Below are 23829 nucleotides of genomic sequence, written 5' to 3' on the forward strand. Positions count from 1 at the left end.
AGTTTTCAAATCCGATTTTCGCTTTTTTGGACCAGTTTTAAACTACAAAAAACAACAGGTTGAATGTCCTAATGTCTTTGATATTTCAATGATGTTGACTTCCAGATAATTAAGCAAGGTAGCACATGAATGTCTCAACCCATGAAGCGGAATAATCGGTAATTCCTCTAATCCCTCAGCCTTTGCTTTGTCTGGATTATTCTGCACCCACTCATTATAGCGGTGTAAATGCTTTGTAAAATACTGATATGGTGTTGTATGCCCCATAAGCTTTCCGTCTGCTTGAATAAATAGATTACCGCCATTGCTCAAATCGCCTTGCCATGCAGTACCATGACTAAATCGTGTCTGTATGTACTCAAAGTGATACTGCTTCAAAAGTGGGATTACATCATCTGGAATAGATACCTTTCTGACAGATTTCTTTGTCTTAGGTTCTTTATAATCAAATCCGTTTTCCGTCATACGCACCGATTTTGAAATAGAGATTTTCTTTTCCTTAAAGTCAATGTCATTCCAGTGCAAAGCAAGTGTTTCGCCTTTTCTGAATCCACAGAACAATGAGAGAGTAAAGAACACTTTGTATTGTGTAGGCACAGTATAGGATTCTGTGTACTCATTCACATAGTATGGTTTACCTGTATCATCAATACGCTGATGGCCTTTGTAGGTTACCTCGTATGACATATCCAGAGATTTTAAAAAACTGCGTTCCCCGAAGATTTTCTCTGGGGCGCTTCCACCTCCGCCTATCAGGTAGAAGGCGCTGCAGCCGAAGACGGAAAAGGTCTGTCGGTACAGGATCTTCACCATCCGGCAGAAACGTCCGATTTCTCCGTAGCCAGCGATCATTACCATCGCTTCCTGGAGGACGTGGCGCTGATGAAGGAGATGGGGCTGAAAGCCTATCGCTTCTCCTTTTCCTGGAGCCGGATTTTCCCCGAAGGAAAAGGGAAGATCAACCAGGAAGGTCTGAATTTTTACCACAAACTCGTCGACGCACTCTGCGCTGCCGGCATTCGCCCGATCGCTACACTGTATCATTTCGATCTACCTCTGGCGCTTGACGAAAACGGCGGCTGGTCCAATCGGGAGACGATCGATGCCTTCGAAGCGTATGCGGCCCTGCTGTTTCAGGAATTCCAGAATCAGATTAAGGACTGGCTGACGATCAACGAGCAGAGTGTCATGATTTTGCATCCAAGCGCGATGAATCCCCGCGGTGTACCGAGTCAGAAAGAGCTTTACCAGCAAAACCATCACATGTTTCTGGCTTCAGCAAGAGCCATTCAGAGACTGCGAACGATCGATCCGGAAGCCCACATCGGAGCTGCCCCGAATATCATTGCCGTCTATCCCAAGACGTGTGCCCCTGAAGATTCCATTGCGGCGGATAACTGGGAAACGCTGCGCAACTGGCTGTACATCGATATGTATGCACACGGACGGTACAATTCGCTGGCCTGGGAGTATCTCAAAGACCATGGCTGGCAGCCGGAAATTCAGGAAGGGGATATGGAGCTTCTTCGCGAAGCCAGACCGGATTTCATGGGCGTGAACTACTACGCGACCGCTACCGTCAGCGCACCAAAAAATGACGGGCATGACCGCCAGCCGCGAAACGGCGATCAGCAGGTGATGGTCGGGGAAGAAGGCGTTTACCGTGCAGAAGAAAACGAATGCCTTCCATCGACCGAATTTGGCTGGAAAATTGATCCCGTCGGTCTTCGTACGACGCTGCGCCGCCTCTATGCCCATGCCCACATGCCGCTGCTGATTACGGAAAACGGTATGGGTGCCCGAGACCTTCTGGAAGATGACGGCCATGTTCACGACAGCTATCGAATCGACTACTATGCAAAGCATCTAAAACAGGCTGCTCTGGCCATTCAGGATGGCGTTGAGCTGATGGGCTATTGCCCCTGGTCGTTTATGGATCTGGTCAGCACCCACCAGGGCTATCAGAAACGTTACGGTTTCGTCTATATCAATCGGGATGAAAAAGATCTCAAGGATATGAAGCGAATTCCAAAGGACAGCTTTTACTGGTACCGGGATGTCATTCAGACCAACGGAGAAAGCCTGATCCAGTCCAAGTGACTGTAAACCAGCAGTTATCTGAATCAGAAAAACGAAAGATCAAAGGCAAAGGTTATAAGATTAATCGAAAAGAGCGGGAAGAGCCATTTCTCTGGAATATGTCTTCCTGCTCTTTTTTCAACAACGGAATCTGGAGATAGAAAACTGGAGATAGAAAAAGGGAAAAGCAGTTTTCCACTAGAATCGGATGATCTTTTTGCACGAGCAGGAGAAAGGAACCAAATGGACCGTAAGAGGTTTTATTCAATTCTCTGACTTGTTAAGATGAAAATACATCCCCTGCAGAGGCAGGCGGGAGGACAGCATGAAACTCATCCAGCAAATTGAAGAAGCCGCTCTGAAGTATTCTAATACGAGGCGATGCATTGCATAGGTCATTCTTGAACATCGAACCGGTTTTCATGAGCTTTCTCTGGAAAACCTAGCCGAGTTTGCCTTTGTCTCCAAACCGACCGTAGTCCGCTTTGCGCAGAGCTTTGGCTATGCGGGCTGGCGCGATTTTCGAGACGATGTGGTCGCCGAGCTGTACACGGCCCAGGTCCATCCTGAACGGGTCGATGTCAACTATCCGTTTCAGGCGGATTCGGATTTGAACTTCATCACGGATGCGCTGGCCAGAACGATGATTCAGACCATCGAAGATACCCGGGAAACGCTGGATCTGAACATGGTCAGCCGGATTGTCTCCTTAATGGAGCGGGCAAGACGGATTGCGGTTTTCTGTATCTCACCCCATACGTACAGTGCGTATCTTTTTGCCAGAAAAATGATGACGATACAGAAACCCGTGCAAGTATGTACCCCCAGGGAAATGGGCATTACCGCCAGAACGCTGTCCAGTCTGGATATGGCCATTCTCATTTCCTACGCCGGAAACAATTCCGATGCGGAACCGATGACGATCGTTCCGTATCTTAAGGACGCCCGAATTCCCACCGCCGTTCTGACCAGCGCGGGAAATAATTATCTTCGCAAAAATTTTACAAACGTTCTGACCATTCCAGATGATGAACATCTCTATACCAAGATTGCAACATTTGCGAGCGAGCAGTCCGTATCCTATCTGCTGAACGTTCTTTATGCCGGCTTCTTTGCCAGACACTATGAAAAGAACGATCGAAACAAGATTCAGACCGCAAGACAGCTTGAAGATATCCGTAGAAACAGTCGACTGCCCGAATAAAGAAAATAGTCTGACTTATGCTGACGAAGCAGTCAGGAAAGCGGGTTCGGCGGCTTGCCTTAAAAAACGATGGCACCTGCCGATGCAGCTCATAATCGAATACTGCCTGAAATAAACCGGAAGTCCTTCTTTCCCGGTGATGAAGGCTTCCGGTTTGGTCTGTATTTGAAAAAGCGATGTTTATCGTTGCAGTTCATTTTGAAGAAGTTCAAGATTTTCCTGCAAATTGCCGGTCATATCGAGCTCTCGAACAGAGGAAACAGGGGCTGACAACATTTTTTGATGATTCATCTCGATCAGACAGCTTTGCGGATAACCACACGGCATCTGGGCGGTGAGCGGTCTTAAAAAGCAGTTTCCAGATCCATAGGAGAATGGATGGAGGACAGATCTTCTTCTGGTATGTATTCATGATTTGCTCGATGGGTAAAGCGGCCTTCGAGATAAAAGATTCCATTTTCAGGATATCCTGCCTGCGCAAAGCGGTCTTCCACGTTTGTGGTCAGGATATAGTCTGGCCGATTCTGTGTAATTTGTCGAAGCGTAGGCAGAATCGGAGAGACTGGCTTCTCGTAGTGAATGCCTTTGAGCAGCCGGGTATAAAACGCATTAAACTCGCTGGACTTGGGAAAGGATAGTTCAAGCCCTGCAAAGGAGTCTGAAAGCCGTATTTCTGAATAAAGTCGGCAAAATTTTCACTGAACCAGCCAGAAGGACGGAGGATCGCAAGGTTTTCACTCATGGAAAAGCCGTTGGCTGCATAGATGACAAGACCGTACGCCTGCCGGATCCAGTCGGCCGCTTTCTGCCAGTCGCTCACTGCGGAAAAAGAAGTCATTCTTTCTGTTCCTTTCTGTCTGGCTCTGCAGGACAGCTTTGACGAATTTCAGCAGCAGTTTGAAAAGGAAATGAAGAAAATTACGCTGGAAAAGATTATCCAGAATTACCAGAAGCGGCTGGAACATTCCGAAGGCGCTGCAAAGAGCCCACAGATTTAGCCGTCCAGGTAAAGTTCCGGTTCGACTGGATGGTCCGTTTGGAAAAGAATTTGGCCATCTTTTTTTATTTGCTTCCAAATTCGCACAGGGGAATAATGCAGGAAATCGATTTCAAGTTCAGAAATAAACCGCCCTCTGGATGGTGAGTTTTTGAACTGTACAGAAAGCTTTGATAATCTCTGCGCCGACTGTCTATACTTGAAAGAGCGTATAAAAAAAACAAATCCGCCTGTTGAAATCGGCTCCTGCTTCGAGCGCCAAAAAGCGGATTTTCGATACAAAATGAGAATTTGAATCGTTCAGCCGGTTCATACCGAACAGGAAGGAATCTTTATGTTCAGTCAGAATGATGTCTTGCAGTATGTGGAAGAGGAAGGCGTAAAATTCATCCGCCTGGCCTACTACGATTTATTTGGGGTACAGAGAAATGTCTCGATCATGCCTGTACAGCTGAAAAAGGCGTTTGAGAAGGGAATTACGATCGACGGATCGCAGGTTTTTGGAAACAGCACAAACGGGGAAGATCTGGTCATTAAGCCGGACGCCTCGACGATGATTCTTCTGCCCTGGCGATCCATGGAAAACGGCGTGATTCATATGGTCTGCGATCTGTATCATATTGACGGCCGCAAATATAAACCGGATCCGCGCACCCTGCTGAAAAATGCCCTCGATCAGGCGCATGCTCTCGATCTGGATCTGCTCATGGCCTCCAAATTTGAGTTTTATCTTTTTGAACGCGACGAAAAGGGAAAGCGAACGAAGATTCCTTTTGATGAGGGAAGCTATATGGATGTGGCGCCCTTAGATGGCGGGGAAAATATCCGCCGTGAGATCTGTCTGCTGCTTGAAGAAATGGGGCTGGATCCGCATAAATCGTTCCATCAGCTCGGTCCGGGACAAAATGAGATCGACTTTCATTTTTCAGAACCGCTCGATGCTGCCGATGAAGCGTCTCTGTTTAAGTGGATTGTCCGTACGACTGCCAATTCCAATGGTCTCTATGCCGATTTTTCGCCAAACCCGCTCCAAAATCAGCCGGGAAGTGCGATGCACGTGCAGATCCGTTTTCTCGGGGACAGTCTGTATAAACAGGGCGCCTTTATCGCCGGACTGCTGCGCTATTTGCCGGACGTTCAGCTTTTTCTCTGCCCTTCTGCCGAATCGTATACGCGCCTGGCGTATGCGACGGCACCTAAGCGCTTTAATTTTTCGGATCGAATTCGCAACGTCATGGTCCGCATTCCGCCGCTATCGCATGACGTGCTGGAAGTCCGCCTTCCCGATGCGCAGGCCAATCCGTATCTGACCTTTGCTCTTGTGCTGTTTGCGGGTATGGAAGGCCTGCGGCAAAATCTCAAAATTGAAGACGTTCCCATCCAGAAAGTCGCCGCAAGCCGCCTGGAAGCGCAGATTCTGGCGGATCAGTCCGCATTTGTTGAGCACTATATCGATCCGGCCGTAATTCAGGCGTATAAAACCAGAGGGTAATGCTGTGTCCGTGAGAACTCTGCTCATCCTCGATGAGCTGCCGCAGCTCAGTGAAGACCTGCTGCGAAACTGCGGCTGGAATGCCGTTTTGCGCATGGACAGCAGCAGCGCCAGACGCTATCTGGCTTCCTCATTGGTCGATCTGATCGCAGTGAAAGTGGAAAGACGCCAGTCTGCGATTCCTTCTCTTGTTCTGGAACTTTGCGCGCTGCATCAGATTTCCGGTCTGATCCTCTGCTCACCCGAGCTGGTCGATACGCTGTCCTATCAGATGCGAAGCGTCCCGATTCTGGTTCTGCCCGTAAATACGGCGCGGACCATTCTGGTTCAGGTTCTTGCGTATTTGCGCAAGTCCATTGATGAGGCAAGACGTCTTTCCCAGTCGCTGATGCGGGAGAAAAAGAAGGCACAGGATGAAAAATTCATCAGTCAGGTCAAAATCGAACTGGCTTTGAAGTGCCGCTGGTCGGAAGAGAAAGCCCACCAGTACATTTTGAAAACGGCGATGGATCATTCGATGACCAAAGTGGCCGCCGCAAGGCAGATCCTTGCCAGATTGGAGCGAATTTCCAGTGAAAGTAAAAAAGACAAACGCGATACGTCAGCTTGATACGCATAAAATTGACTATGTTCCGCATGATTTAAAGCTTTCCGAAGCTGCGGATGCACAGACGGTAGCCCATCTGCTAAATACAACCGAAGAGCAGGTGTTCAAAACGCTCGTTACCGTCGGACACGATAAAGAACATTACGTGTTCATGCTGCCGGCAAACGCCCATCTTTCCCTGAAAAAAGCCGCCAGAGCGGTGGGAACCAAGAAGATTGAAATGATCGCGCAAAAGGAACTGTTTCCGCTGACCGGCTATGTACATGGCGGCTGTTCGCCGCTTGGCATGAAAAAGAAGTTTGCAACGTTTATTGATCAGAGCGCCCTCTCTCACGATCCGATTTTTTTCCGGCGGTCAGATCGGCGTGCAGATTGAAATGAATCCGAACGATCTGATCGAAACCTTCCAGGTTAAACCGGCAGATCTTTGCGAAGACTAGCTTTGCCCGCAGGCAGCTGAAAAACAGAAACATACATCCGGCTTCTCCCGAAAGAGAAAGATCCGGATTTTTCTTTGTTTTGGACCGGATTTTTCTTGGTTTGGGTATAGGAAGACTGTACTGCGGATTGTTGATAAATCAATTTGTATTTTTTGTTTGAATTGCTTTCCAAATGATTGTCTGGGATTGGAAAGTACGGGTTTGAGCGGATACACTTTCAGAGAAAGGATGTTTTATGTATGAAAGCATTTTCCAGCAACATTTATCAGATTTATCCGCTTGGCGCTGCCGGTGCTCCATTTGAAAACGACCGCCAGCTGACGCACCGGCTTGGCCGCTTTGAAACGTGGACGGATCATCTCAAAAAGCTGAACATGAACATGGTTCTGTTCAATCCGCTGTTTGAATCCGTCAGCCACGGTTACGACACCACGGATTATCGCAAAGTCGACTCCCGGCTCGGGGACGAGAAAGACCTGAAGCATCTGGTCGACCATTATCATGAAAACGGCATTTCGGTTTTGTTTGACGCAGTATTCAATCATGCAGGAAGGGAATATCCGCCGTTCCAGGACGTTTTGAAAAACCGGGAAAATTCGCGTTACAAAGACTGGTTTCTCATCGATTTCAACGGCAACAATTCCTATGACGATCATCTCTGGTACCAGAACTGGGAAGGGTATGACGCGCTCGTCAAGCTCAACCTGAAAAATCCGGAAGTCGTTTCGGAGCTTCTTTCCGTCGTCGATTTCTGGATCGACACGTTTGGCGTAGACGGTCTTCGTCTCGATGTCGCCTATTGCCTGGATCCGGATTTCCTGCGTACGCTTCATCATCATGTCAAAAGCCGCAATCCGGAGTTTTTCCTGCTTGGCGAAACGCTCCATGGCGATTACAACACCTGGGTAAACAGCGAGATGCTCGATTCGTGTACGAACTACGAATGCTACAAAGGACTGTATTCCTCGTTCAACTCGAAAAACTTTTACGAGATTCTCTATTCCTTCAAACGCCAGTTTGGCAAGGAACCGTGGTGTCTCTATACCGGCAGGCATCTGCTCTCCTTTGTCGATAATCATGACGTCAACCGAATCGCTTCCCAGCTCGAAAACAAAAAGCAGCTGCCAGCGATTTATGCAATGCTCTTTACGATGCCGGGCATTCCGGCTGTTTACTACGGCAGCGAGTGGGGAATGGAAGGCCGCAAAAACCAGAACGATACGGAACTGCGCAAGGAAGTTAAAGTTCCTCAATGGAATGAACTGACGGATCAGATCGCCCGTCTGGCGAAAATCCGTCTTGAGCATCCGGAACTCGTGTATGGCGACTACACCCAGATCGCGATTAACAATCCCTGGTGCGTGTTCCAGCGCTCCCTCGATGGGAAATCCGTATGGACCGCCGTCAATCTGCTCGATGAACCGGTCGATATCCCGGTTCCAGCCCATCAGCGCATGACGAACCTGATGAATGACGAGAGCGAAGACATTCAGGGATCGGTTCATGTCGAACCCAATTCCTTTAAGATTCTTGGGTTTTAACTTCCCGAAAAGCGAGAAGGAAACCCGACCGAAATACTATTTGAATCCGCAAAAAAGCCTCATGACATGCGATCGGTCATGAGGCTTTCGTTTATGCATGGTTTAAAAGTTCAGGCACACGCTAAACCCGAACAGAACTTCCCCAAGTCTTTCGAGTATGGTGGCTATGCCTTTACTTCCTATGCGTATTTTTGACGGCGCAAAAGTTTGCGCGCAGGCATTTGAGTGAATTACTTCGCTGCTGCTTCGTCAACGGCTTCCATGATGGCGGAAAGGTTAATGGTGCATCCGCTCTTCACGTCTTCGTCTTCTGCGTAGCCGTCTGCATCGAGTTTAACGGCTTCTGGTCCGTTTTCAACGATGTATTTTTCAAGGAATTCAACCTGTTCGTTCCATTCCTTGCCGATGCCGGAAGCACTCTTCATGTCGTACTCGGCACCGAGTTCTTTTTTTGTTTTTCCATCTTCGGTGGTTTCGTCGATGGTTACGCCCGTGATTTTTCCGTCTTTCTTCGTAACGGGTGCGGATACGTCCTGACCGTCGTGGTCTACGTAAGCGGTGTTGCTGGTTTCACCGGCCGCGCTGGAGCTGTTTGCGCTTCCAGATGTGCAGCCTGCGAAAAGGAGAGTCGCAGCGGTGAGAGCCGCAAATGCTTTTTTGTTCATTTGTCTGTCCTCCAGACGGCATACAGCCGTCGTTAATCCGATTTTTCACAAACGATTGCCCAAAAAGGACATCATCTGCCGGAATTCAATCGTGATTATAACAAATGAAATGAAAAAGGCGAACAAATTGATTCGTAAAAAATGAATTTAATTTTATCACCATAATTTGCATCCGGCGAAAAAAACAAGAACCGTGACCGGAAAAGTAACGTTTTGAACAGGAAATGCAAAGAAATTCGCGAAAATCAACCTCACTTTGCATACGGTATGCGAGTGTTCCGGCAGTGACGGCAAAAAGCGGCGTCCGTCTGGATTCACCCTGCGGGTACATTCTGTATACGATGCGGACTGGCCTGAAAATCACATGCGTTTACAGCGTCATCGAATACCGGACATACGGAGGGGCTTTCTGGATCCTATTGGAAGACAGAGAAAAAGCCGTCACAAAGACGGCTGAAATTACAATTATTCTTACGCTTGCTCTTACCCCTGTTCCTACTCCTGTTCCTGCTCTTCGGATTTCATTCTGGCGTTTTTCACAGCGGCCTGAATCAGTCCGTCAAAGAGCGGATGTACGCGGGTAGGGCGGGATTTGAATTCGGGATGGTACTGCACGCCGATATAAAATGGATGATCGGTATACTCGATGGCTTCTACCAGAGAATTGTCCGGACTCGTTCCGGCGATCGTCATTTTGTTTTCTTCAAAGCGGCTGCGGTAGAGATTGTTGAATTCATAGCGATGACGGTGTCTTTCGCTCGTACGGTCCGCCTGATACAGATCATGCAGGCGGGTACCGTCATGGATGTAGCACGGATAGGCGCCAAGCCGCATCGTTCCGCCTTTGCGAATGTCATTGGACTGATCGGCCATGAAATCGATAATCGCATCGGGCGTGTTTTCATCAAATTCAAAGGAATTCGCCTGCTCGAGTCCGAGGACGTCCCGGGCAAAGGAAATGGCTGCGATCTGCATGCCCAGACAAATGCCCAGGTAAGGAATCTTATGCTCTCTGGCATAGCCCGCCGCAGCAATCATGCCTTCAATGCCGCGGCCGCCAAAGCCGCCGGGAACGATAATGCCGTCGACATCCGAGAAAACTTCGTCAAAATTGTCGAGATGTTCGGAATCGATCCATTTGATGTTCAGGCGGACTCCGTTTTTGAAGGCGCCGTGATGGAGCGCTTCCGCAACAGAAAGATACGCGTCATGCAGGGCGACGTATTTCCCGACAAGACCGATCGTGACTTCCTGATCGGCTTTGTGAATGGAATCGACCATGGCTTTCCAGTTTTCCAGATCCGGCGTTCGGTTTTCGAGACCGAGCTTTTTGCAGATGACGTCTGCAATATGCTGCTCTTCCAGCATCAATGGCACTTCATACAGAGAATCGAGCGTGCGGTTTTCGAAGACCGACTCGGGTTCGACGTTGCAGAAAAGGGAAATCTTGTCTAGAACCGAAGAGGGAATCGATTCATCGCAGCGGGCAATGATGAGATCGGGGTGAATGCCAAAGCTCATCAGTTCCTTGACAGAATGCTGGGTCGGCTTGGACTTGAATTCCTTGCTTCCCGAAATATAGGGAATGTAGGTGACGTGAACGAACAGACAGTTGTTTCGTCCGGCTTCGGCTGCGACCTGTCGAATCGATTCGAGAAACGGCTGGGATTCAATGTCGCCGATCGTACCGCCGATTTCGGTAATGATGACATCGGCATCCGCATAACGTCCCGCCTGCATGACGAAGTTTTTGATTTCGTCGGTAATGTGCGGAATGACCTGAACCGTCTGTCCGAGGTATTTGCCTTCGCGCTCTTTGTTAAGCACATTCCAGTACACTTTTCCAGTCGTCAGATTGGAGTACTGGTGAAGGTTTTCATCGATAAAGCGTTCATAATGCCCGAGATCGAGGTCGGCTTCGAGGCCGTCGTCGGTGACGAACACTTCGCCATGCTGGAACGGCGACATCGTGCCCGGGTCCACATTAATATAAGGATCCAGTTTCTGCGCCGTGACCTTGTAGCCGCGTGCTTTAAGAAGGCGTCCGATCGAGGCAGCGCTGATGCCTTTGCCAAGCCCGGATACGACGCCCCCGGTAACGAAAATGTATTTCATAGGCAGATCCTCCTGCAAAAAAATAATTACCTGCCAATTTTACGCCTTGAAAATAACAGAAGAATTGGCGGAACCCGAAAAAGCAAAATGAGAGAAAAATGAGCGGGTTTCCAAACCTCATCAAGCCCTTACATAATCGCTTAAAACAGCCATATATTCTGCGAATCCTGTAAATGCTTTTGTTGTCACTATTTGTGCACGTATTATACACAAAGTCTAGTCCTATCTTTTGCTTCTGCGTGTTATGTATGGACAACTTGACGAAGATGTTACTTTTTACGCACTTTAAAAAGAAGAAATTTGTTAACTTGCGTAAAAAGAACGCGAAAATTCGTTCGGAAACTAGTTGAAATCCTAAGGAGTTCGATATACTGAAATTAAGTGAAAAGCAGTTTCTTTTTTGGAAAAAGTTTACGAATCTGCTTTTCGGACGGTATGCTTACCTGTCGGATCCAGGCGTTTTTTAAACGGATTTTCGCTGAAAACCTGACGTTCTTCTTTCGCTTTTTTGACGAATATGCAAAAAGAAGAACGTTTGAAAAGAAAACCGTTTTGAGTGTTCTGTTCTTCTTTAAGGATCATTTCATGGATTTGAGCAAAATGAGATGCACAGAAAAAAGCCATAGAGTCGACACCTGCGATCAAACGTGTAAAATACGGAATTCAGAACACAAGATTCTGAACGCCAGACAAAGCCAGCCGCCAAGGTGCGCGGCTGATGCAACTTTGGAAAAACAGAATGAGGAGGAAACAGAATGAACCGAACTGCCCGCTGCATCCGAATGCTTATGATCTTGAAAAGCCGACAGACGGTCTGTACCTCTGAACTTGCAGAGCTTCTCGAGACCAATCCAAGAAACATTCGTGAATACAAAAAAGAACTGGAACAAGCCGGCTATACCATTAAAACGGTACGCGGTGCCGGAGGCGGCTATGAGCTTGAAGGCGGAGCCGTCCTGCCTCTGCCTTTATATAACGATGAATCGATCGATATTCTGACCACGATCCGAGACAGTCTGCTGTCCACGCCCAATCAGCCGTATGCGGCCAAGGGTGCGGAACTGCTTGATGAAATTATCGCGTCCAACCCGGTCAGCGATCCGGAAAAGCCGATTCACTTTACCCCGAGCCGGATTAACGATTTCTCTGAATCCGCAAAGGACGATTTAAGCCGGATCCGCAAAGCGGTGTTCCGTCGCCAGCAGATCTCGATTCTGTACCATTCCCGCGAAAGCAAGGATCCCATCCGTCGTGTCGTTGATCCGTACGATGTCGTCTGCTCGGACGGCAACTGGTACTTTGTCGGCTTTGACCATTATCGTCAGGCTGTCCGAACGTTTCGGATTTCACCGGCGCGCCTTTTAAAGCTCGAACTTCTCGATACGACATTCGAACGGCAGGCAGATTTCAAGCTCAAGGATTATCTGGGTACTTCCGCCCTTACACGCGCCGACAAGGAAATTTATCTGATTGAAGTGCGCAAGGAACAGTGCCGCTTCTTTGAAGAAATTCGCTGGGGCCAGAGCTTTGCAAAAATCGGCGAACAGCGCGAAGGCTGGGTGACCTATTCTTTCTTCTGCGACGATCCGGCGCATATCGAACGCAATCTGTTCCGTTTTGGAAACGATGTGATTTTGCTGGCCCCCAAATGGCTGGCTAAGGAATATACGGACAAGCTTGCTTCCATCCTGGATCTTTACAGGGATTAAGCAAACTTTTCCCGCTGAAGTTTTACTGCTGTTTATTTCTCGATCAGGCGGACGTGTATCCGCCTGATTTATTTTTGAGTATGATAGTCAGAAGAGGGTCCTTTTGCCTGACCAGACCGCCCGCCGTTCGCATACGTTTGGACAAGGACGGAATGCTTCGCTTTCATTCCAGTCCATCCGCATCAGGCAAGAGGAAATGAGGAGATGGTGCCTATGAGCGAGAAACGACGAATGATTCACACCAATGAAGCGGCAGGCGCCCTGAACTGTCTGCGCAAGGTAGTTTTAATACGGCATCAGAATGGGGCAGTCGATGATTTTGCACTGCCCGACGGTCACGAATTTCGCCGCCGCCTGGAAGAGCTTTTTGAAAACGATCCTCTCCCCTGTGGACAAAAGGGAGATTCAAGCGGGCGTTCCTTTGATATTTTGCGACATCACGACAAGGCGCGAAATCTTCGCTTTGAAAGCCGGGGCATTTGCACGACGATTCCGGTTCTGGAATTTGATCGGGAAGGCTCCATCGAACAGGGTAAGCCGCTCTGGATCGTCTGGTATCCCGTGTATGGAACAAACCCAAAAGATACGATGCTGCATCGGCTGTACGCGGACTGTGCCGTTCTGGCGGCCAATGGAATCGATGTGTCGTCCATTCGCTTCATCTGTCTGCGCAGCGATCTGATCAGCGATCCAGATTTAAAAGCGGACGAGATTTTTACCGTCTACGATCATCTGCGCAAACCGCGCGGGGGATTTCGCAAGCCGACAGCCATTGAAATGGTTCGAGATCTCGAACAGAAAGAACCTTTCGGCAAGTTTCTCAATCTGGCGGCAGAAGCGCTGGATCAGGCGCTTGATCTTTCACTCGATGAAATCGCCGTACGCAAAACCAAACTTTGTTCGAGCGCCCACTGTCCCTTTTATGAAGAGTGCTATCAGAAGAGAACGCTGCCAAATGATTCCGTCGCACTTCTTTCTTCCTGCGCTGCTGCCGGCCAGATGATGGAAAAAGGCATTGTTACGCTCGATCAGGTTTCGGGTGAAGCGGTCGAGGGCAGTCCTTTTCAGTACGCGCAGATCATGGCGGCCAGAAATCCAAAAGGCTATTTTCTGGATGCGGGCGGGGTGGAAGAATGGTTTTCCAAACTGACGTTTCCGCTTTCCTATCTGGATTTTGAATGGGACACGTACGTTCTCTCCCCCTATGCCGGCATGCGGCCGTTTGATGTGCTGTGCTTTCAGTATTCTCTGCATGTCGAGACCAGAGAGGGAAAGCTAAGCCATACTGCCTTTTTTGAAACGGGAGACTGCCGGGAAGCGTTTATTCGATCGCTGCTGCGCGATCTGCCAAAGACGGGAAGCATTCTTGTCTTCAATATGGAAGGCGCGGAAAAGCTGCGTCTGCGTCAGCTGGCCGAGCAGTTTCCAGAGTATCGAGAACAGCTGGAATCGGTCTGCGAGCGGATGATCGATCTTGCGCTGCCCTTTGAAAGCGGCTGCTTTTATAATCTTGCTCAGCGTTCGCACAGTTCTCTGAAAACGCTGCTGCCGCTCTTTGCCCAGGATGTCAGCTATCACGATCTGGACGTATCCAACGGCGTACAGGCGGTCAACGTATACCGCCAGGCACAAAATGAACGCAGATTGCAGCAGCTGCAGCTGGCCAGAGATATCAGCGAATACTGCTCGCTCGATACGCTGGCCGAAAAGAAACTGGCCGATGGCCTGAAACAGAAACTGGAGGAAGAAGAATGCCAAATCTGATTACGCATGCCCTGTTTGCGGACGATGTGCTCGAACGCTTGAACAATCCTTTGTGTAACGCGAAGCGAAAGATGTTTCTGACAGGAAGCCAGGGACCGGATTTTCTGTTTTTTCATCACAGCGATCCTTTTTACGATATTCTCAAGCCTTCCGATATCCGCAAATACGGCAGACTCTTTCATAACGAGCACGTCAATGACTTTTACTTAAGCGCGCTGCATTCGATTGAAAACGAAAAAAACAAGGACATTCAGGACGATCTGATCGTCTACGTGTGCGGCCACCTTTGCCACTGGGCGCTCGATTCCACGATGCATCCGCTGATTTATTCGAAAACAGGCAACTGCAAAGGCGACAGTTCCTGGCGCCACCATCAGTTTGAATCGATGCTGGACGCGGCCATGCTCAAATACCGGAAAAATCTCACGATTGCCGACTATGACTTTTCGAAGGAATGCTTTTCCACATCGCCGCAGACCGCACGCGCCATGGCGCGGATTTACGTTCCGGCGATTGCCGAAATTTATGGCGAACACGTTGCGCCTTCGAGCTTTCTGGAGGTACTGAAAGACTGGCGGCGCATTGAACGCCATTTCCGGGATCCGAAAGATCTTAAGAAAAAGCTGCTGCGCCCGCTGGAAAAAATAACGCGTCTGGAGTTTCTGATGACCGGCTTTTCCATTCCGGCCCATTACGAAGACAATGTCGACATATGCAATCTGCTGCACAGTCCATGGCGCCATCCGGTATCCGGAGAAGCGACCACGGCATCGGTCTTTGATCTGATGGAAACAGCGCTGCAGAAAGCTTTGCGGACCATTGATCTTTTCGAAACCTGTCTGGCTCATCCAGGCAGCCCGGAAGACGAACAGGCGTTCCTCGATTTTCTGGGCGATCGCAACTACGAAATGGATATGCCCCCTGGATTTGTTCCGACCTATTTTGAACTGGCCGATCTGGATCAGAAAATCTGACGGGAACGTACAGGCCGTTTCCGGGTACTTTGCCGATTCGATTGCTGCGGCTTTTCGCCATTTCAACCGAAAGACTCTGTTTTTGATGGCTTTGTCCAGCGAAAGAACGCGGTAAATGCGGCATTGGATCTGGTAAAGCGCCCGACTGGGCACAGGCTTATCTTTTTTGTGTGAGAAAATCCGACGGGCGTACGCGAACCGTCTGGATGGATCAAAAGTTTTCATGAATTTTCATGAAAAAAGAGCCTGCGCGGCTTCGTTTTGAAGAGCCTGTGTAGAAGAGAAAACACAATTTGCTTATAATTAGACCACATTAGCGAAGGGAAAAGATTATGTACAAAATTCTGGAAAAGAAGGTGCTCAATCCGACCGTCGTTCAGATTACGGTCGATGCGCCTCACGCTGCCCGGCACGCGAAAGCCGGTCAGTTCATTATTCTTCGTGCAGACCAGGACGGTGAACGCGTTCCGTTTACCATCGCTGCCGCCGATCCCGAAAAGGGAACGGTAACGATCATCTATCAGGTGGTCGGCGCCTCCACAAGAAAGCTCATGGCTTTGGAAGAAGGCGATGAACTCGCGGACTTTGCCGGTCCATTAGGCCGTCCTTCGGAAATTGAAGGCGAAAACGTCGTGATCATCGGCGGCGGTGTCGGCTGCGCAATCGCTCTGCCGACGGCCAAGGCATTCCACGATGCCGGTAAAAACGTCACAACGATCGTCGGCTTCCGCAATAAGGATCTTGTCATTCTCGAAGACGAGTTCAAAGCCGTTTCGGATACGTACTATCTGATGAGCGACGACGGTTCGGTTGGCGAAAAAGGTCTGGTTACCGCCAAACTGAAAGAGCTGATCGAAAACGGACAGAAAATCGATAAAGTCATCGCGATCGGACCGCTGATCATGATGAAATTTGTCTGCGCTCTGACCAAGGAATATGACATTCCTACCGTTGTCTCCATGAACCCGATCATGATCGACGGTACCGGCATGTGCGGCGGCTGCCGCCTCGTTGTCGATGGCCAGATGCGTTTTGCCTGCGTCGACGGTCCAGATTTTGACGGACATAAAGTCGACTTTGATTCGGCGATGAGCCGCAATGGTGCCTATAAGGAAAAAGAGCATCACGACTATGAAGAAGCCTGCCGGCTTCTGAACAGGAAGGAGGGGGACTGAACATGCCGAACATGCAGATGAACAAGCATCCGATGCCCGTTCAGGAACCGGATATCCGTATTACCAACGTCGAAGAAGTCGCTTTAGGCTATACGCCGGAAACGGCAATCGAAGAAGCCAAGCGCTGCCTCAACTGCAAGCACAAGCCCTGCATCGGCGGCTGCCCGGTCAATATTCATATTCCGGACTTTATCGCGAAAGTTGCCGAAGGCGATTTTGAAGGCGCTTATCGCATCATTTCGCTGACCAGCTCGCTGCCGGCCATCTGCGGCCGTGTCTGCCCGCAGGAGTCGCAGTGCGAATCCAAATGCGTACGCGGCATTAAAGGCGAACCGGTGGCCATCGGCCGCCTCGAGCGCTTTGTTGCCGACTATATGCGCGAAAAAGGCGAAGGCAAGCCGGAAAAACCGCAGCCAAACGGTCATAAAGTTGCAGTGGTCGGTGCCGGTCCAGCCGGACTTTCCGCAGCCGGCGATCTGGCCGGCATGGGCTATGAAGTTACCGTATTTGAAGCCCTGCATACGCCGGGCGGCGTACTCATGTACGGGATTCCGGAATTCCGTCTGCCCAAAGCCATCGTTCAGCACGAAATTTCCAAGCTGAAAGATCTCGGCGTTGAATTTGTGACCAACTTCGTAGTCGGCCGCTCCGAAACGATCGAAGAGCTGATGAACGAAGGCTATGAAGCCGTCTTTGTCGGCTCCGGCGCCGGTCTGCCTAACTTCATGAATCTGCCCGGTGAAGAGCTCAAGGGCGTATTCTCCGCCAATGAATTTCTGACCCGCTTCAATTTAATGAAAGCGTACCGTGAAGATTCGCCGACCCCGATCCATCATCCGAAAAAGACGGTCGTTGTCGGCGGCGGAAACGTCGCCATGGATGCGGCGCGCTGCGCAAGACGTCTTGGCAGCGAGGTGTACATCGTCTACCGCCGTTCGCTCGAAGAACTGCCGGCCCGTAAGGAAGAAGTTGAACACGCCATGGAAGAGGGAATCATCTTCAAACTGCTCAACAACCCAGTTGCCGTCCACGGCGATGAAAACGGCTGCGTGAATGCGGTGGAATGCATCGAAATGGAACTCGGCGAACCGGACGCTTCCGGAAGAAGACGCCCGATTGCCAAAGAAGGAAGCAGCTTCATGATCGATGCCGACTGCATGATCATGGCGATCGGTACTTCGCCAAACCCGCTGATCCGCTCGACGACCGAAGGTCTGGAAACCAACCGCAAGGGCTGTCTGATCGTTGACGAAAACGAAATGACGACCCGCGAAGGCATTTACGCCGGCGGGGATGCCGTTACGGGTGCCGCTACAGTTATTTCCGCGATGGGTGCCGGCAAGAAAGCCGCCGCAGCCATCGACAAGGCGCTGCTCAAAGACGCCTGAGTTTTCCCGATTCTGCTTTAAACGATTCAAACTGCAGGCAGAAGGCCTGTCCGGATTTTTTGCGGACAGACGCTTCTGTCTGTTTTCACGTTTTCTTCCCGATTCTTTTGTATCTTTTGTCGCAGCACAAATACGGGTGCATGATTTTTACTGATCCAGTCTTGCTTTACTGAACGGATGAACCGGTTTGGTATTAAACCCGTTTTCTGCCTTGTGAAAGAGACGAAAAAGCGCAGGAGAAACGAATCGCCTTTGTCTATCGGCAATTCAAATATTTGCCAATCAAATTCATGCAGGCAGGATGCAAAGTTGACAAGGGGCAGGAATTCTTTAAAATAAAACCGAAATTCAATCACAAAGGAGCCATAACCGACATGATCAGTTCGAACGATTTAAAACCAGGACAGACAATTCGCGTTGGAGATGATATCTTCGTAGTTCTGGACACCCTTCAGAATAAGACAGCCCGTTCTGCAATGGTTGTCAAAGCCAAAGTCCGCAACCTGCGTACAGGAAGCAACGTAGAGCTTTCCTGGGGCGGCGGTGAAAAAGTAGAGCCTGCCATGATCGACAAGCGCGAAATGCAGTACCTGTACGATACAGACGATGCCATGGTTTTCATGGATAACGAAACTTACGAACAGATTGAGATCCCGACAGTTCGCCTGGAATGGGAACGCAAATTTGTTAAGCCAAACGATAACGTAAACGTAACCAGCTACGAAGGCGAAATCATCGGTGTTTCTCTTCCGGACAAAGCAACTCTCCAGGTTGTTGAATGTGAACCAGCTGTAAAAGGCGATACCACCAGTGCTGCGCAGAAAAATGCAAAACTGGAAACCGGCCTTGAGCTGAAAGTTCCTCTGTTCATCAACGAAGGCGAAATGATCGTTGTTTCGACTGCAGACGGAAAATATTCCGGACGCGCGAAAAACTAGTCTTCTTCCAAGCCGCATACCGCGGCTTTTCTTTTTGGTTTTTTGCCTTTATTTAAAGGCTTGTTTTAATTATTTTGCTATGAATTTGTTATAATGAAAACCGTGCTTAAGGAGGAAATGAATGACCAGACTGTCCCGTAAAGACCGTTACCAGGATCTGCGTCAGACGATCAGCGACCAGAATGGCGAAGCGAAAACTTCCGCGCCAAGTGCGCAAAAAAATGAAAAGACCGTTCGCCTGGCCGCACCGGATGTCAAAAGCGAAAGCCGTGCCAAAGCGGCTCCGGTAAACAGTCGTGCACAATCGACAAACCCTGTTCTTGAAGATCTGCTTGGAGAAGTAAAACAGTACAACCTCTCCAACGGCGATCTTGTCAGTGACGATACACAAATGCAGATTCTGCATACCATTAACAGCGACCGAAACCCCGAAGCGGATAAGCGAAACCGTCATCTTGAAGAGATGGAAACCGCCGCTCCAGGTTCCACGACGCTCAATCTCTACAGCTCCGATCTCATGGATCTGGCTGCCAGAAGCAAGAGCCAGAAAGAAGAAGCGGCCCAAAAAGCAGCCGCCCAGGAAGATCAAGAGCCAGTAGAGCGCGAAATTGAAGTGGATTTAAGCGTACTCGAGTCCGCTTCAAAAAAGCATTCTGCCCGCGATGACTTCTTCGCAAAACCCGAATCCGAACCAGAAGAGGAAACGACAGAAGCATTCGAAGAAGAATACGAAGAGAAGCCTAAAAGCCGGCGCAAAAGAAAACCGTTCTTTAAGTCCCGCAGAAAATCCAGAGACGATGAAGACGAATATGTCGAAATCGATGAGGAAGAAGAGGTGCCTGGCGCCTTTGATGACGACGCTCTCGTCGAAGAGGATGTCATTATCGCCGCCCCTGCAAAACGCTCCGAATTTTCCTACGACGATCAGGATCGCCTCTTTGATGAAGACTATAACGATCTCGATGCAGAAGACGAAGTCGAAGAAAAGCGTCCGACACACCGCAAAAAACACGCCCGCAAAGCCAGAGCAAAAAAGCCGGAACTGCATACGCAGGATGAAGAAGACGAAAGTGAAGAATATTCCCGTCCTCGCGCTTCCGTTTACGATCAGGAAGATCAGCCTGTTTCCAAAGGCGCAGCCATTTTCATGATCGTCTGTGTCATCCTTCTCGTCATTCTGATTATTCTTACGATTTTCTGGATGTCCAAACTCGGTATTTTCTAGATTTTAAAGGAGGAGATCCAGACGTAAAAAGCGTTCTGGATTGAATAGCTGATGCAAAAATTCAATGTGGCCCTCGATGGGCCAAGCGGAGCCGGCAAATCCTCTGTTGCCGATGAAATCGCCCGGATCTATGATCTGATCCATCTCGATACCGGAGCCATGTACCGGGCTCTGGCCTGGAAGCTGCACGCGATGCAGATGGAGCCGAAAAGCTCGAAAGAACTCGAAGACGCGCTTAGTTCCATCGATCTGAAAGTGAATCCGGCCGATCAGAGCATTTCCGTCAACGGTGAAAATGTCTCCCAGATCATACGTACGCCCGAAGTCAGCCGTCTGGCATCGATTTATTCCGCACTGCCGGAAGTTCGAATACGGCTGGTGGCCCTGCAGCAGGAAATCGCCCGTTCCAAAGGCTATATTCTGGACGGACGCGACATCTGCGATGTCGTGCTGCCCGATGCGGACGTCAAAATCTATCTGGACGCTGCGCCGGAAGCCCGTGCAAAGCGGCGTATGCTTCAAAATGAAGAAAAGGGAATTGAAGAGCCGTACGAAGAGGTGCTGGCGGCCATCATCGAGCGCGACGCGCGCGATAAAAACCGCAAGGAAGCCCCGCTTCGCATTTCCAAAGACGCGCGTGTTCTTGATTCCAGCAGCCTGAATTTCCAGGAAACCGTAGACGTTGTCTGCGAATGGATTAATCAGGCACTCTCTGCGCAAAAAGCAGAGGCTCACGCATAATGAATGCATAAAGTCTGCCAGGCAGACAGAAAGAAGTGTTTTTTATGACGAAAGGTACAGTGGCTGTAGTCGGCCGGCCAAACGTCGGCAAGTCTACCGTCTTCAACCGCATCATCGGCGAGCGCAAGTCGATTGTCGATGATACGCCGGGCGTTACCCGTGACCGCATTTATGGACAGGCGGAGTGGCTGACACAGCCGTTTTATTTAATTGATACCGGCGGGATCCAGCTGGAAGATCAGGCGTTTGCGGATGAGATCGGCATGCAGGTCGATATCGCGATTGAAGAAGCAGATGTCATTCTGTTTCTGGTCAACGCCATCGAAGGCGTTACCGATGACGATATCGCCATTGCCCGCAAGCTGCAGAAATCGAAGAAACAGGTTGTTTTAGCGGTAAATAAAGCCGATAATGAAAACCTGCGCATGTCGATTTACGATTTCTATACGCTCGGTCTTTCCGATCCGATTCCCATGTCCGCTGAACATGGAACCGGAGTTGCCGAAGTCCTCGATGAAATTGTAAAATACCTGCCGGATAAAAAACTGAAAGTCTACGACGGCATGACGACCTTCTGTGTCATCGGCCGTCCAAACGTCGGCAAAAGCTCGCTCGTCAACGCGATTCTCAAAGAAGACCGCGCCATCGTCTCCAATGTGGAAGGCACAACGCGCGATGCCGTCGATACGCCGTTTCGCTACGAGGGCCGCGACTATGTCATTATCGACACCGCAGGCATGCGCAAGCGCGGAAAAGTCTGGGAGAACATCGAGAAGTATTCCGTTCTCCGTGCCGTTTCCGCGATTGAGCGCGCCGATGTCGTCCTGTTTCTGATTGACGGAGAAAAAGGAATCCGCGATCAGGATAAGCACGTCGCCGGACTGGCCCATGATGAAGGAAAAGGCGTCATCATCGTCTACAACAAGTGGGATACCGTAGAAAAAGACGAAAGAACGATGAACGAAATCTCGAAAAAGATCCGCGAAGAGTTCAAGTATCTTTCCTACGCGCCGATTGCGTTTGTCTCCGCGAAAACCGGAGCCCGCGTCAATACGCTGCTCCCGCTGATCGATCAGGTCCATGATGCCTGCACGATGCGCGTTCCGACTAACGTACTGAACGACGTTATTATGGACGCCCAGATGATGAACCCGCCAAAACCGCATAACGGCAAGCAGCTGCGGATTTACTACGCTTCGCAGGTTTCTGTATCGCCTCCGACGATTCTGATCTTCGTCAACGAACCGGAACTGTTCCATTTCTCGTACAAGAGATACCTGGAAAACAAGCTCCGTGAGGCTTTCGGATTTATCGGAACCCCGATTCGAATTCACGCAAGGAAGAGATAAAAATGAAAACTGTTGTGATTGGCAGCGGAAGCTGGGGCACAGCGCTGGCTCAGGTTCTCTGTGACAACCATCAGCCTGTCGAACTGATCGGCGTCGACGATGCCGAAATTCAGGACATTAACCAAAACCATAAAAACTCGAAATACTTCAGGGACGTCGATCTCAATCCGGCCCTTCACGCCACAAAGGACTGGAACGTTTTAAACGACGCGGACGTCGTCCTCTTTGCGGTACCGACTGCAGCCATTGAATCGGTTGCTTCAAAAGCCGCAGAGCATGTAACGAAACCCGTCATTGCGGTCAATGTTTCCAAGGGCTTCAACCCGGGAAGCGATGAGCGCATGAGCCAGGTCATCCGGCGCGTCATGCCGGCGGACCGTCTTTCCTCGGTCGTTTCTCTGATTGGACCTTCCCACGCGGAAGAAGTCATTGAGCGTCAGCTGACCAGCATTGATGCGGTCAGCCTGAAGGAAGACGACGCGAAAGCCGTTCAGCTGCTGTTTTCCAACCAGTATCTGCGTATTTATACTGGCGACGATGAAATCGGCAGCGAACTTGGCGCCGCCGTTAAAAACGTCATGGCGATCGCCTCGGGCATCATTGCCGGTCTCGGGTACAAGGACAATACCCGTGCCGCGCTCATTACCCGCGGCCTGCAGGAAATGATCCGCTTTGGCACGCGCTTTGGCGGCCGTCCAGAAACGTTTGTTGGTCTGACCGGCATCGGCGATCTGATCGTTACCTGTTCCTCTATCAATTCCCGCAACTTCCAGGCCGGTCTTCAGATCGGCAAAGAAAATGACGTCACACATTTTCTTCAGACGAACAAGAAAACGACCGAAGGCATTCGTACTGCAAAAGTCGTTCATGATATCGCCGCAGAAACCGGAATTGACATGCCGATCTGCGAAGAGGTCTACCAGATCCTTTTCGAAGGCAAGGAACCGAAAAACTGTGCCTGTGATCTTATGCTTAGAGATTTAAAGAAGGAGTTTTAATTCATGCCTAAGTACGTAAACAAGGATTCTCTTACAGACAGCCTTTCTTCTGCATTCAACCTGAAGAAAAAAGACTCTGCGGAGATCGTGAACCTGCTTTTTGAAGAAATGTCGGAGGCTCTGATTTCCGAAGGAACCGTTGAAATTACCGGCTTTGGAAAATTCGTTATTTTTGATCGCAAGAAACGAATGGGCATCAACCCAGTTACGAAAGAACGTATGGAAATCCCAGCGACCAAACTTCCTAAATTCAAACCCAGTCAGACACTGAAAAATCGCTGCAACAACCGGGAGGACTAATCCCGGTTTTTCTTTGTCTGCGCAAGCCTGTATGGTAAATGTAAATTTTCTTTGAATGGGCGACCCATCGGTGAAAAGTAAGCGTCAAATAAAAGACGGGTATTTTCTCGACCGCCTCCTTGGGATAA

21 protein-coding genes and 2 pseudogenes are annotated in these 23829 nt (G+C 49.6%); 19 read left to right on the forward strand and 4 right to left on the reverse strand.

All coding sequences use genetic code 11. The annotated features are described in order from the left end of the window. Positions 1-42: 42 nt before the first annotated feature. Positions 43-858: a site-specific integrase gene (locus Q2J39_RS06345; protein ID WP_353960997.1), complete on the reverse strand. Its 816-nt coding sequence runs from the start codon at positions 856-858 to the stop codon at positions 43-45. On the opposite strand from Q2J39_RS06345, the pseudogene Q2J39_RS06350 reads away from it, so the two are divergent. The 8 genes and pseudogenes from Q2J39_RS06350 to Q2J39_RS06385 form a co-directional block, all read left to right on the forward strand. After that, positions 766-2100: pseudogene (locus Q2J39_RS06350) on the forward strand (glycoside hydrolase family 1 protein); the annotation flags it as partial. The gene Q2J39_RS06345 and the pseudogene Q2J39_RS06350 sit on opposite strands and share 93 nt — an antisense overlap. 412 nt (positions 2101-2512) lie before the next feature. Next, positions 2513-2563: pseudogene (locus Q2J39_RS10795) on the forward strand (hypothetical protein); the annotation flags it as partial. A 126-nt stretch (positions 2564-2689) separates the two neighbouring features. Continuing rightward, positions 2690-3283 (forward strand): SIS domain-containing protein, encoded by a 594-nt coding sequence (locus tag Q2J39_RS06360; protein WP_288339628.1) that lies wholly within the window; start codon positions 2690-2692, stop codon positions 3281-3283. Between the two features lie 764 nt (positions 3284-4047). Then, entirely contained in the window at positions 4048-4281 is a 234-nt protein-coding gene (locus Q2J39_RS06365; RefSeq protein WP_230267011.1) for a hypothetical protein, read from the forward strand. 333 nt (positions 4282-4614) lie between these two features. After that, the gene (locus Q2J39_RS06370; protein WP_288339626.1) at positions 4615-5772 is read left to right on the forward strand and encodes a glutamine synthetase family protein; all 1158 of its coding nucleotides are present in this window, start codon (positions 4615-4617) and stop codon (positions 5770-5772) included. Positions 5773-5776: 4 nt separating this feature from the next. Beyond that, entirely contained in the window at positions 5777-6382 is a 606-nt protein-coding gene (locus Q2J39_RS06375) for an ANTAR domain-containing protein (protein ID WP_288339624.1), read from the forward strand. Further along, positions 6345-6755, forward strand: a complete 411-nt coding sequence (locus Q2J39_RS06380; RefSeq protein ID WP_288339623.1) for an aminoacyl-tRNA deacylase — start codon at positions 6345-6347, stop codon at positions 6753-6755. Before Q2J39_RS06375 ends, Q2J39_RS06380 begins: the two co-directional genes overlap by 38 nt. 303 nt (positions 6756-7058) lie before the next feature. Beyond that, on the forward strand, positions 7059-8360 hold the full coding sequence (locus Q2J39_RS06385; RefSeq protein ID WP_288339621.1) for an alpha-amylase family glycosyl hydrolase: 1302 nt from the start codon (positions 7059-7061) through the stop codon (positions 8358-8360). A gap of 230 nt (positions 8361-8590) precedes the next feature. Here Q2J39_RS06385 and Q2J39_RS06390 read toward each other — a convergent pair whose 3' ends face one another. The 3 genes from Q2J39_RS06390 to Q2J39_RS06400 form a co-directional block, all read right to left on the reverse strand. Further along, positions 8591-9025: an FMN-binding protein gene (locus Q2J39_RS06390; protein WP_288339619.1), complete on the reverse strand. Its 435-nt coding sequence runs from the start codon at positions 9023-9025 to the stop codon at positions 8591-8593. Between the two features lie 495 nt (positions 9026-9520). Beyond that, a complete protein-coding gene (locus tag Q2J39_RS06395; RefSeq protein ID WP_230267017.1) occupies positions 9521-11140 on the reverse strand; it encodes a CTP synthase in 1620 nt (539 codons plus the stop codon). Between the two features lie 411 nt (positions 11141-11551). Further along, positions 11552-11764 (reverse strand): hypothetical protein, encoded by a 213-nt coding sequence (locus Q2J39_RS06400; RefSeq protein WP_288339617.1) that lies wholly within the window; start codon positions 11762-11764, stop codon positions 11552-11554. 131 nt (positions 11765-11895) lie between these two features. Between Q2J39_RS06400 and Q2J39_RS06405 the strand changes: the two genes are divergently transcribed. The 11 genes from Q2J39_RS06405 (at position 11896) to Q2J39_RS06455 (ending at position 23701) form a co-directional block, all read left to right on the forward strand. After that, the gene (locus Q2J39_RS06405; protein ID WP_288339615.1) at positions 11896-12849 is read left to right on the forward strand and encodes a YafY family protein; all 954 of its coding nucleotides are present in this window, start codon (positions 11896-11898) and stop codon (positions 12847-12849) included. 213 nt (positions 12850-13062) lie between these two features. Beyond that, complete coding sequence (locus tag Q2J39_RS06410) at positions 13063-14613, forward strand: DUF2779 domain-containing protein (protein WP_288339613.1); 1551 nt, start codon at positions 13063-13065, stop codon at positions 14611-14613. Then, positions 14601-15587, forward strand: coding sequence for a zinc dependent phospholipase C family protein (locus tag Q2J39_RS06415; protein WP_288339611.1), 987 nt, complete (start codon positions 14601-14603; stop codon positions 15585-15587). Before Q2J39_RS06410 ends, Q2J39_RS06415 begins: the two co-directional genes overlap by 13 nt. Positions 15588-15919: 332 nt before the next feature. Continuing rightward, positions 15920-16762 carry a sulfide/dihydroorotate dehydrogenase-like FAD/NAD-binding protein gene (locus tag Q2J39_RS06420; protein ID WP_230267022.1) on the forward strand — a complete coding sequence of 281 codons (843 nt, stop codon included), beginning with the start codon at positions 15920-15922 and terminating at the stop codon, positions 16760-16762. A gap of 2 nt (positions 16763-16764) precedes the next feature. Further along, positions 16765-18150 (forward strand): NADPH-dependent glutamate synthase, encoded by a 1386-nt coding sequence (gene gltA / locus Q2J39_RS06425; RefSeq protein ID WP_288339609.1) that lies wholly within the window; start codon positions 16765-16767, stop codon positions 18148-18150. Positions 18151-18524: 374 nt separating this feature from the next. Further along, on the forward strand, positions 18525-19088 hold the full coding sequence (gene efp / locus Q2J39_RS06430) for an elongation factor P (RefSeq protein ID WP_230267024.1): 564 nt from the start codon (positions 18525-18527) through the stop codon (positions 19086-19088). Between the two features lie 121 nt (positions 19089-19209). Beyond that, positions 19210-20313 carry a hypothetical protein gene (locus tag Q2J39_RS06435; protein ID WP_288339606.1) on the forward strand — a complete coding sequence of 368 codons (1104 nt, stop codon included), beginning with the start codon at positions 19210-19212 and terminating at the stop codon, positions 20311-20313. A gap of 51 nt (positions 20314-20364) precedes the next feature. Then, a complete protein-coding gene (gene cmk, locus Q2J39_RS06440; RefSeq protein ID WP_288339604.1) occupies positions 20365-21054 on the forward strand; it encodes a (d)CMP kinase in 690 nt (229 codons plus the stop codon). Between the two features lie 44 nt (positions 21055-21098). Beyond that, positions 21099-22403, forward strand: coding sequence for a ribosome biogenesis GTPase Der (gene der / locus Q2J39_RS06445; protein WP_288339602.1), 1305 nt, complete (start codon positions 21099-21101; stop codon positions 22401-22403). A gap of 2 nt (positions 22404-22405) precedes the next feature. Continuing rightward, on the forward strand, positions 22406-23401 hold the full coding sequence (locus Q2J39_RS06450; RefSeq protein WP_230267028.1) for an NAD(P)H-dependent glycerol-3-phosphate dehydrogenase: 996 nt from the start codon (positions 22406-22408) through the stop codon (positions 23399-23401). A gap of 3 nt (positions 23402-23404) precedes the next feature. After that, positions 23405-23701: an HU family DNA-binding protein gene (locus tag Q2J39_RS06455; RefSeq protein ID WP_230267029.1), complete on the forward strand. Its 297-nt coding sequence runs from the start codon at positions 23405-23407 to the stop codon at positions 23699-23701. Positions 23702-23829 lie beyond the last annotated feature (128 nt).

The sequence above is a fragment of the uncultured Allobaculum sp. genome, assembly GCF_948576815.1.
In the GTDB taxonomy this organism is placed as follows: domain Bacteria; phylum Bacillota_I; class Bacilli_A; order Erysipelotrichales; family Erysipelotrichaceae; genus Allobaculum; species Allobaculum fili.

Excerpts from the sequence above, each read along its gene's own strand:
- Q2J39_RS06345 (WP_353960997.1), bottom strand. The coding sequence starts at position 858 with ATGGTAATGATCGCTGGCTACGGAGAAATCGGACGTTTCTGCCGGATG.
- Q2J39_RS06365 (WP_230267011.1), top strand. The coding sequence starts at position 4,048 with ATGACAAGACCGTACGCCTGCCGGATCCAGTCGGCCGCTTTCTGCCAG.
- Q2J39_RS06370 (WP_288339626.1), top strand. The coding sequence starts at position 4,615 with ATGTTCAGTCAGAATGATGTCTTGCAGTATGTGGAAGAGGAAGGCGTA.
- Q2J39_RS06385 (WP_288339621.1), top strand. The coding sequence starts at position 7,059 with ATGAAAGCATTTTCCAGCAACATTTATCAGATTTATCCGCTTGGCGCT.
- Q2J39_RS06390 (WP_288339619.1), bottom strand. The coding sequence starts at position 9,025 with ATGAACAAAAAAGCATTTGCGGCTCTCACCGCTGCGACTCTCCTTTTC.
- Q2J39_RS06395 (WP_230267017.1), bottom strand. The coding sequence starts at position 11,140 with ATGAAATACATTTTCGTTACCGGGGGCGTCGTATCCGGGCTTGGCAAA.
- Q2J39_RS06400 (WP_288339617.1), bottom strand. The coding sequence starts at position 11,764 with ATGGCTTTTTTCTGTGCATCTCATTTTGCTCAAATCCATGAAATGATC.
- Q2J39_RS06405 (WP_288339615.1), top strand. The coding sequence starts at position 11,896 with ATGAACCGAACTGCCCGCTGCATCCGAATGCTTATGATCTTGAAAAGC.
- Q2J39_RS06410 (WP_288339613.1), top strand. The coding sequence starts at position 13,063 with ATGAGCGAGAAACGACGAATGATTCACACCAATGAAGCGGCAGGCGCC.
- Q2J39_RS06415 (WP_288339611.1), top strand. The coding sequence starts at position 14,601 with ATGCCAAATCTGATTACGCATGCCCTGTTTGCGGACGATGTGCTCGAA.
- Q2J39_RS06420 (WP_230267022.1), top strand. The coding sequence starts at position 15,920 with ATGTACAAAATTCTGGAAAAGAAGGTGCTCAATCCGACCGTCGTTCAG.
- gltA (WP_288339609.1), top strand. The coding sequence starts at position 16,765 with ATGCCGAACATGCAGATGAACAAGCATCCGATGCCCGTTCAGGAACCG.
- efp (WP_230267024.1), top strand. The coding sequence starts at position 18,525 with ATGATCAGTTCGAACGATTTAAAACCAGGACAGACAATTCGCGTTGGA.
- Q2J39_RS06435 (WP_288339606.1), top strand. The coding sequence starts at position 19,210 with ATGACCAGACTGTCCCGTAAAGACCGTTACCAGGATCTGCGTCAGACG.
- cmk (WP_288339604.1), top strand. The coding sequence starts at position 20,365 with ATGCAAAAATTCAATGTGGCCCTCGATGGGCCAAGCGGAGCCGGCAAA.
- der (WP_288339602.1), top strand. The coding sequence starts at position 21,099 with ATGACGAAAGGTACAGTGGCTGTAGTCGGCCGGCCAAACGTCGGCAAG.
- Q2J39_RS06450 (WP_230267028.1), top strand. The coding sequence starts at position 22,406 with ATGAAAACTGTTGTGATTGGCAGCGGAAGCTGGGGCACAGCGCTGGCT.
- Q2J39_RS06455 (WP_230267029.1), top strand. The coding sequence starts at position 23,405 with ATGCCTAAGTACGTAAACAAGGATTCTCTTACAGACAGCCTTTCTTCT.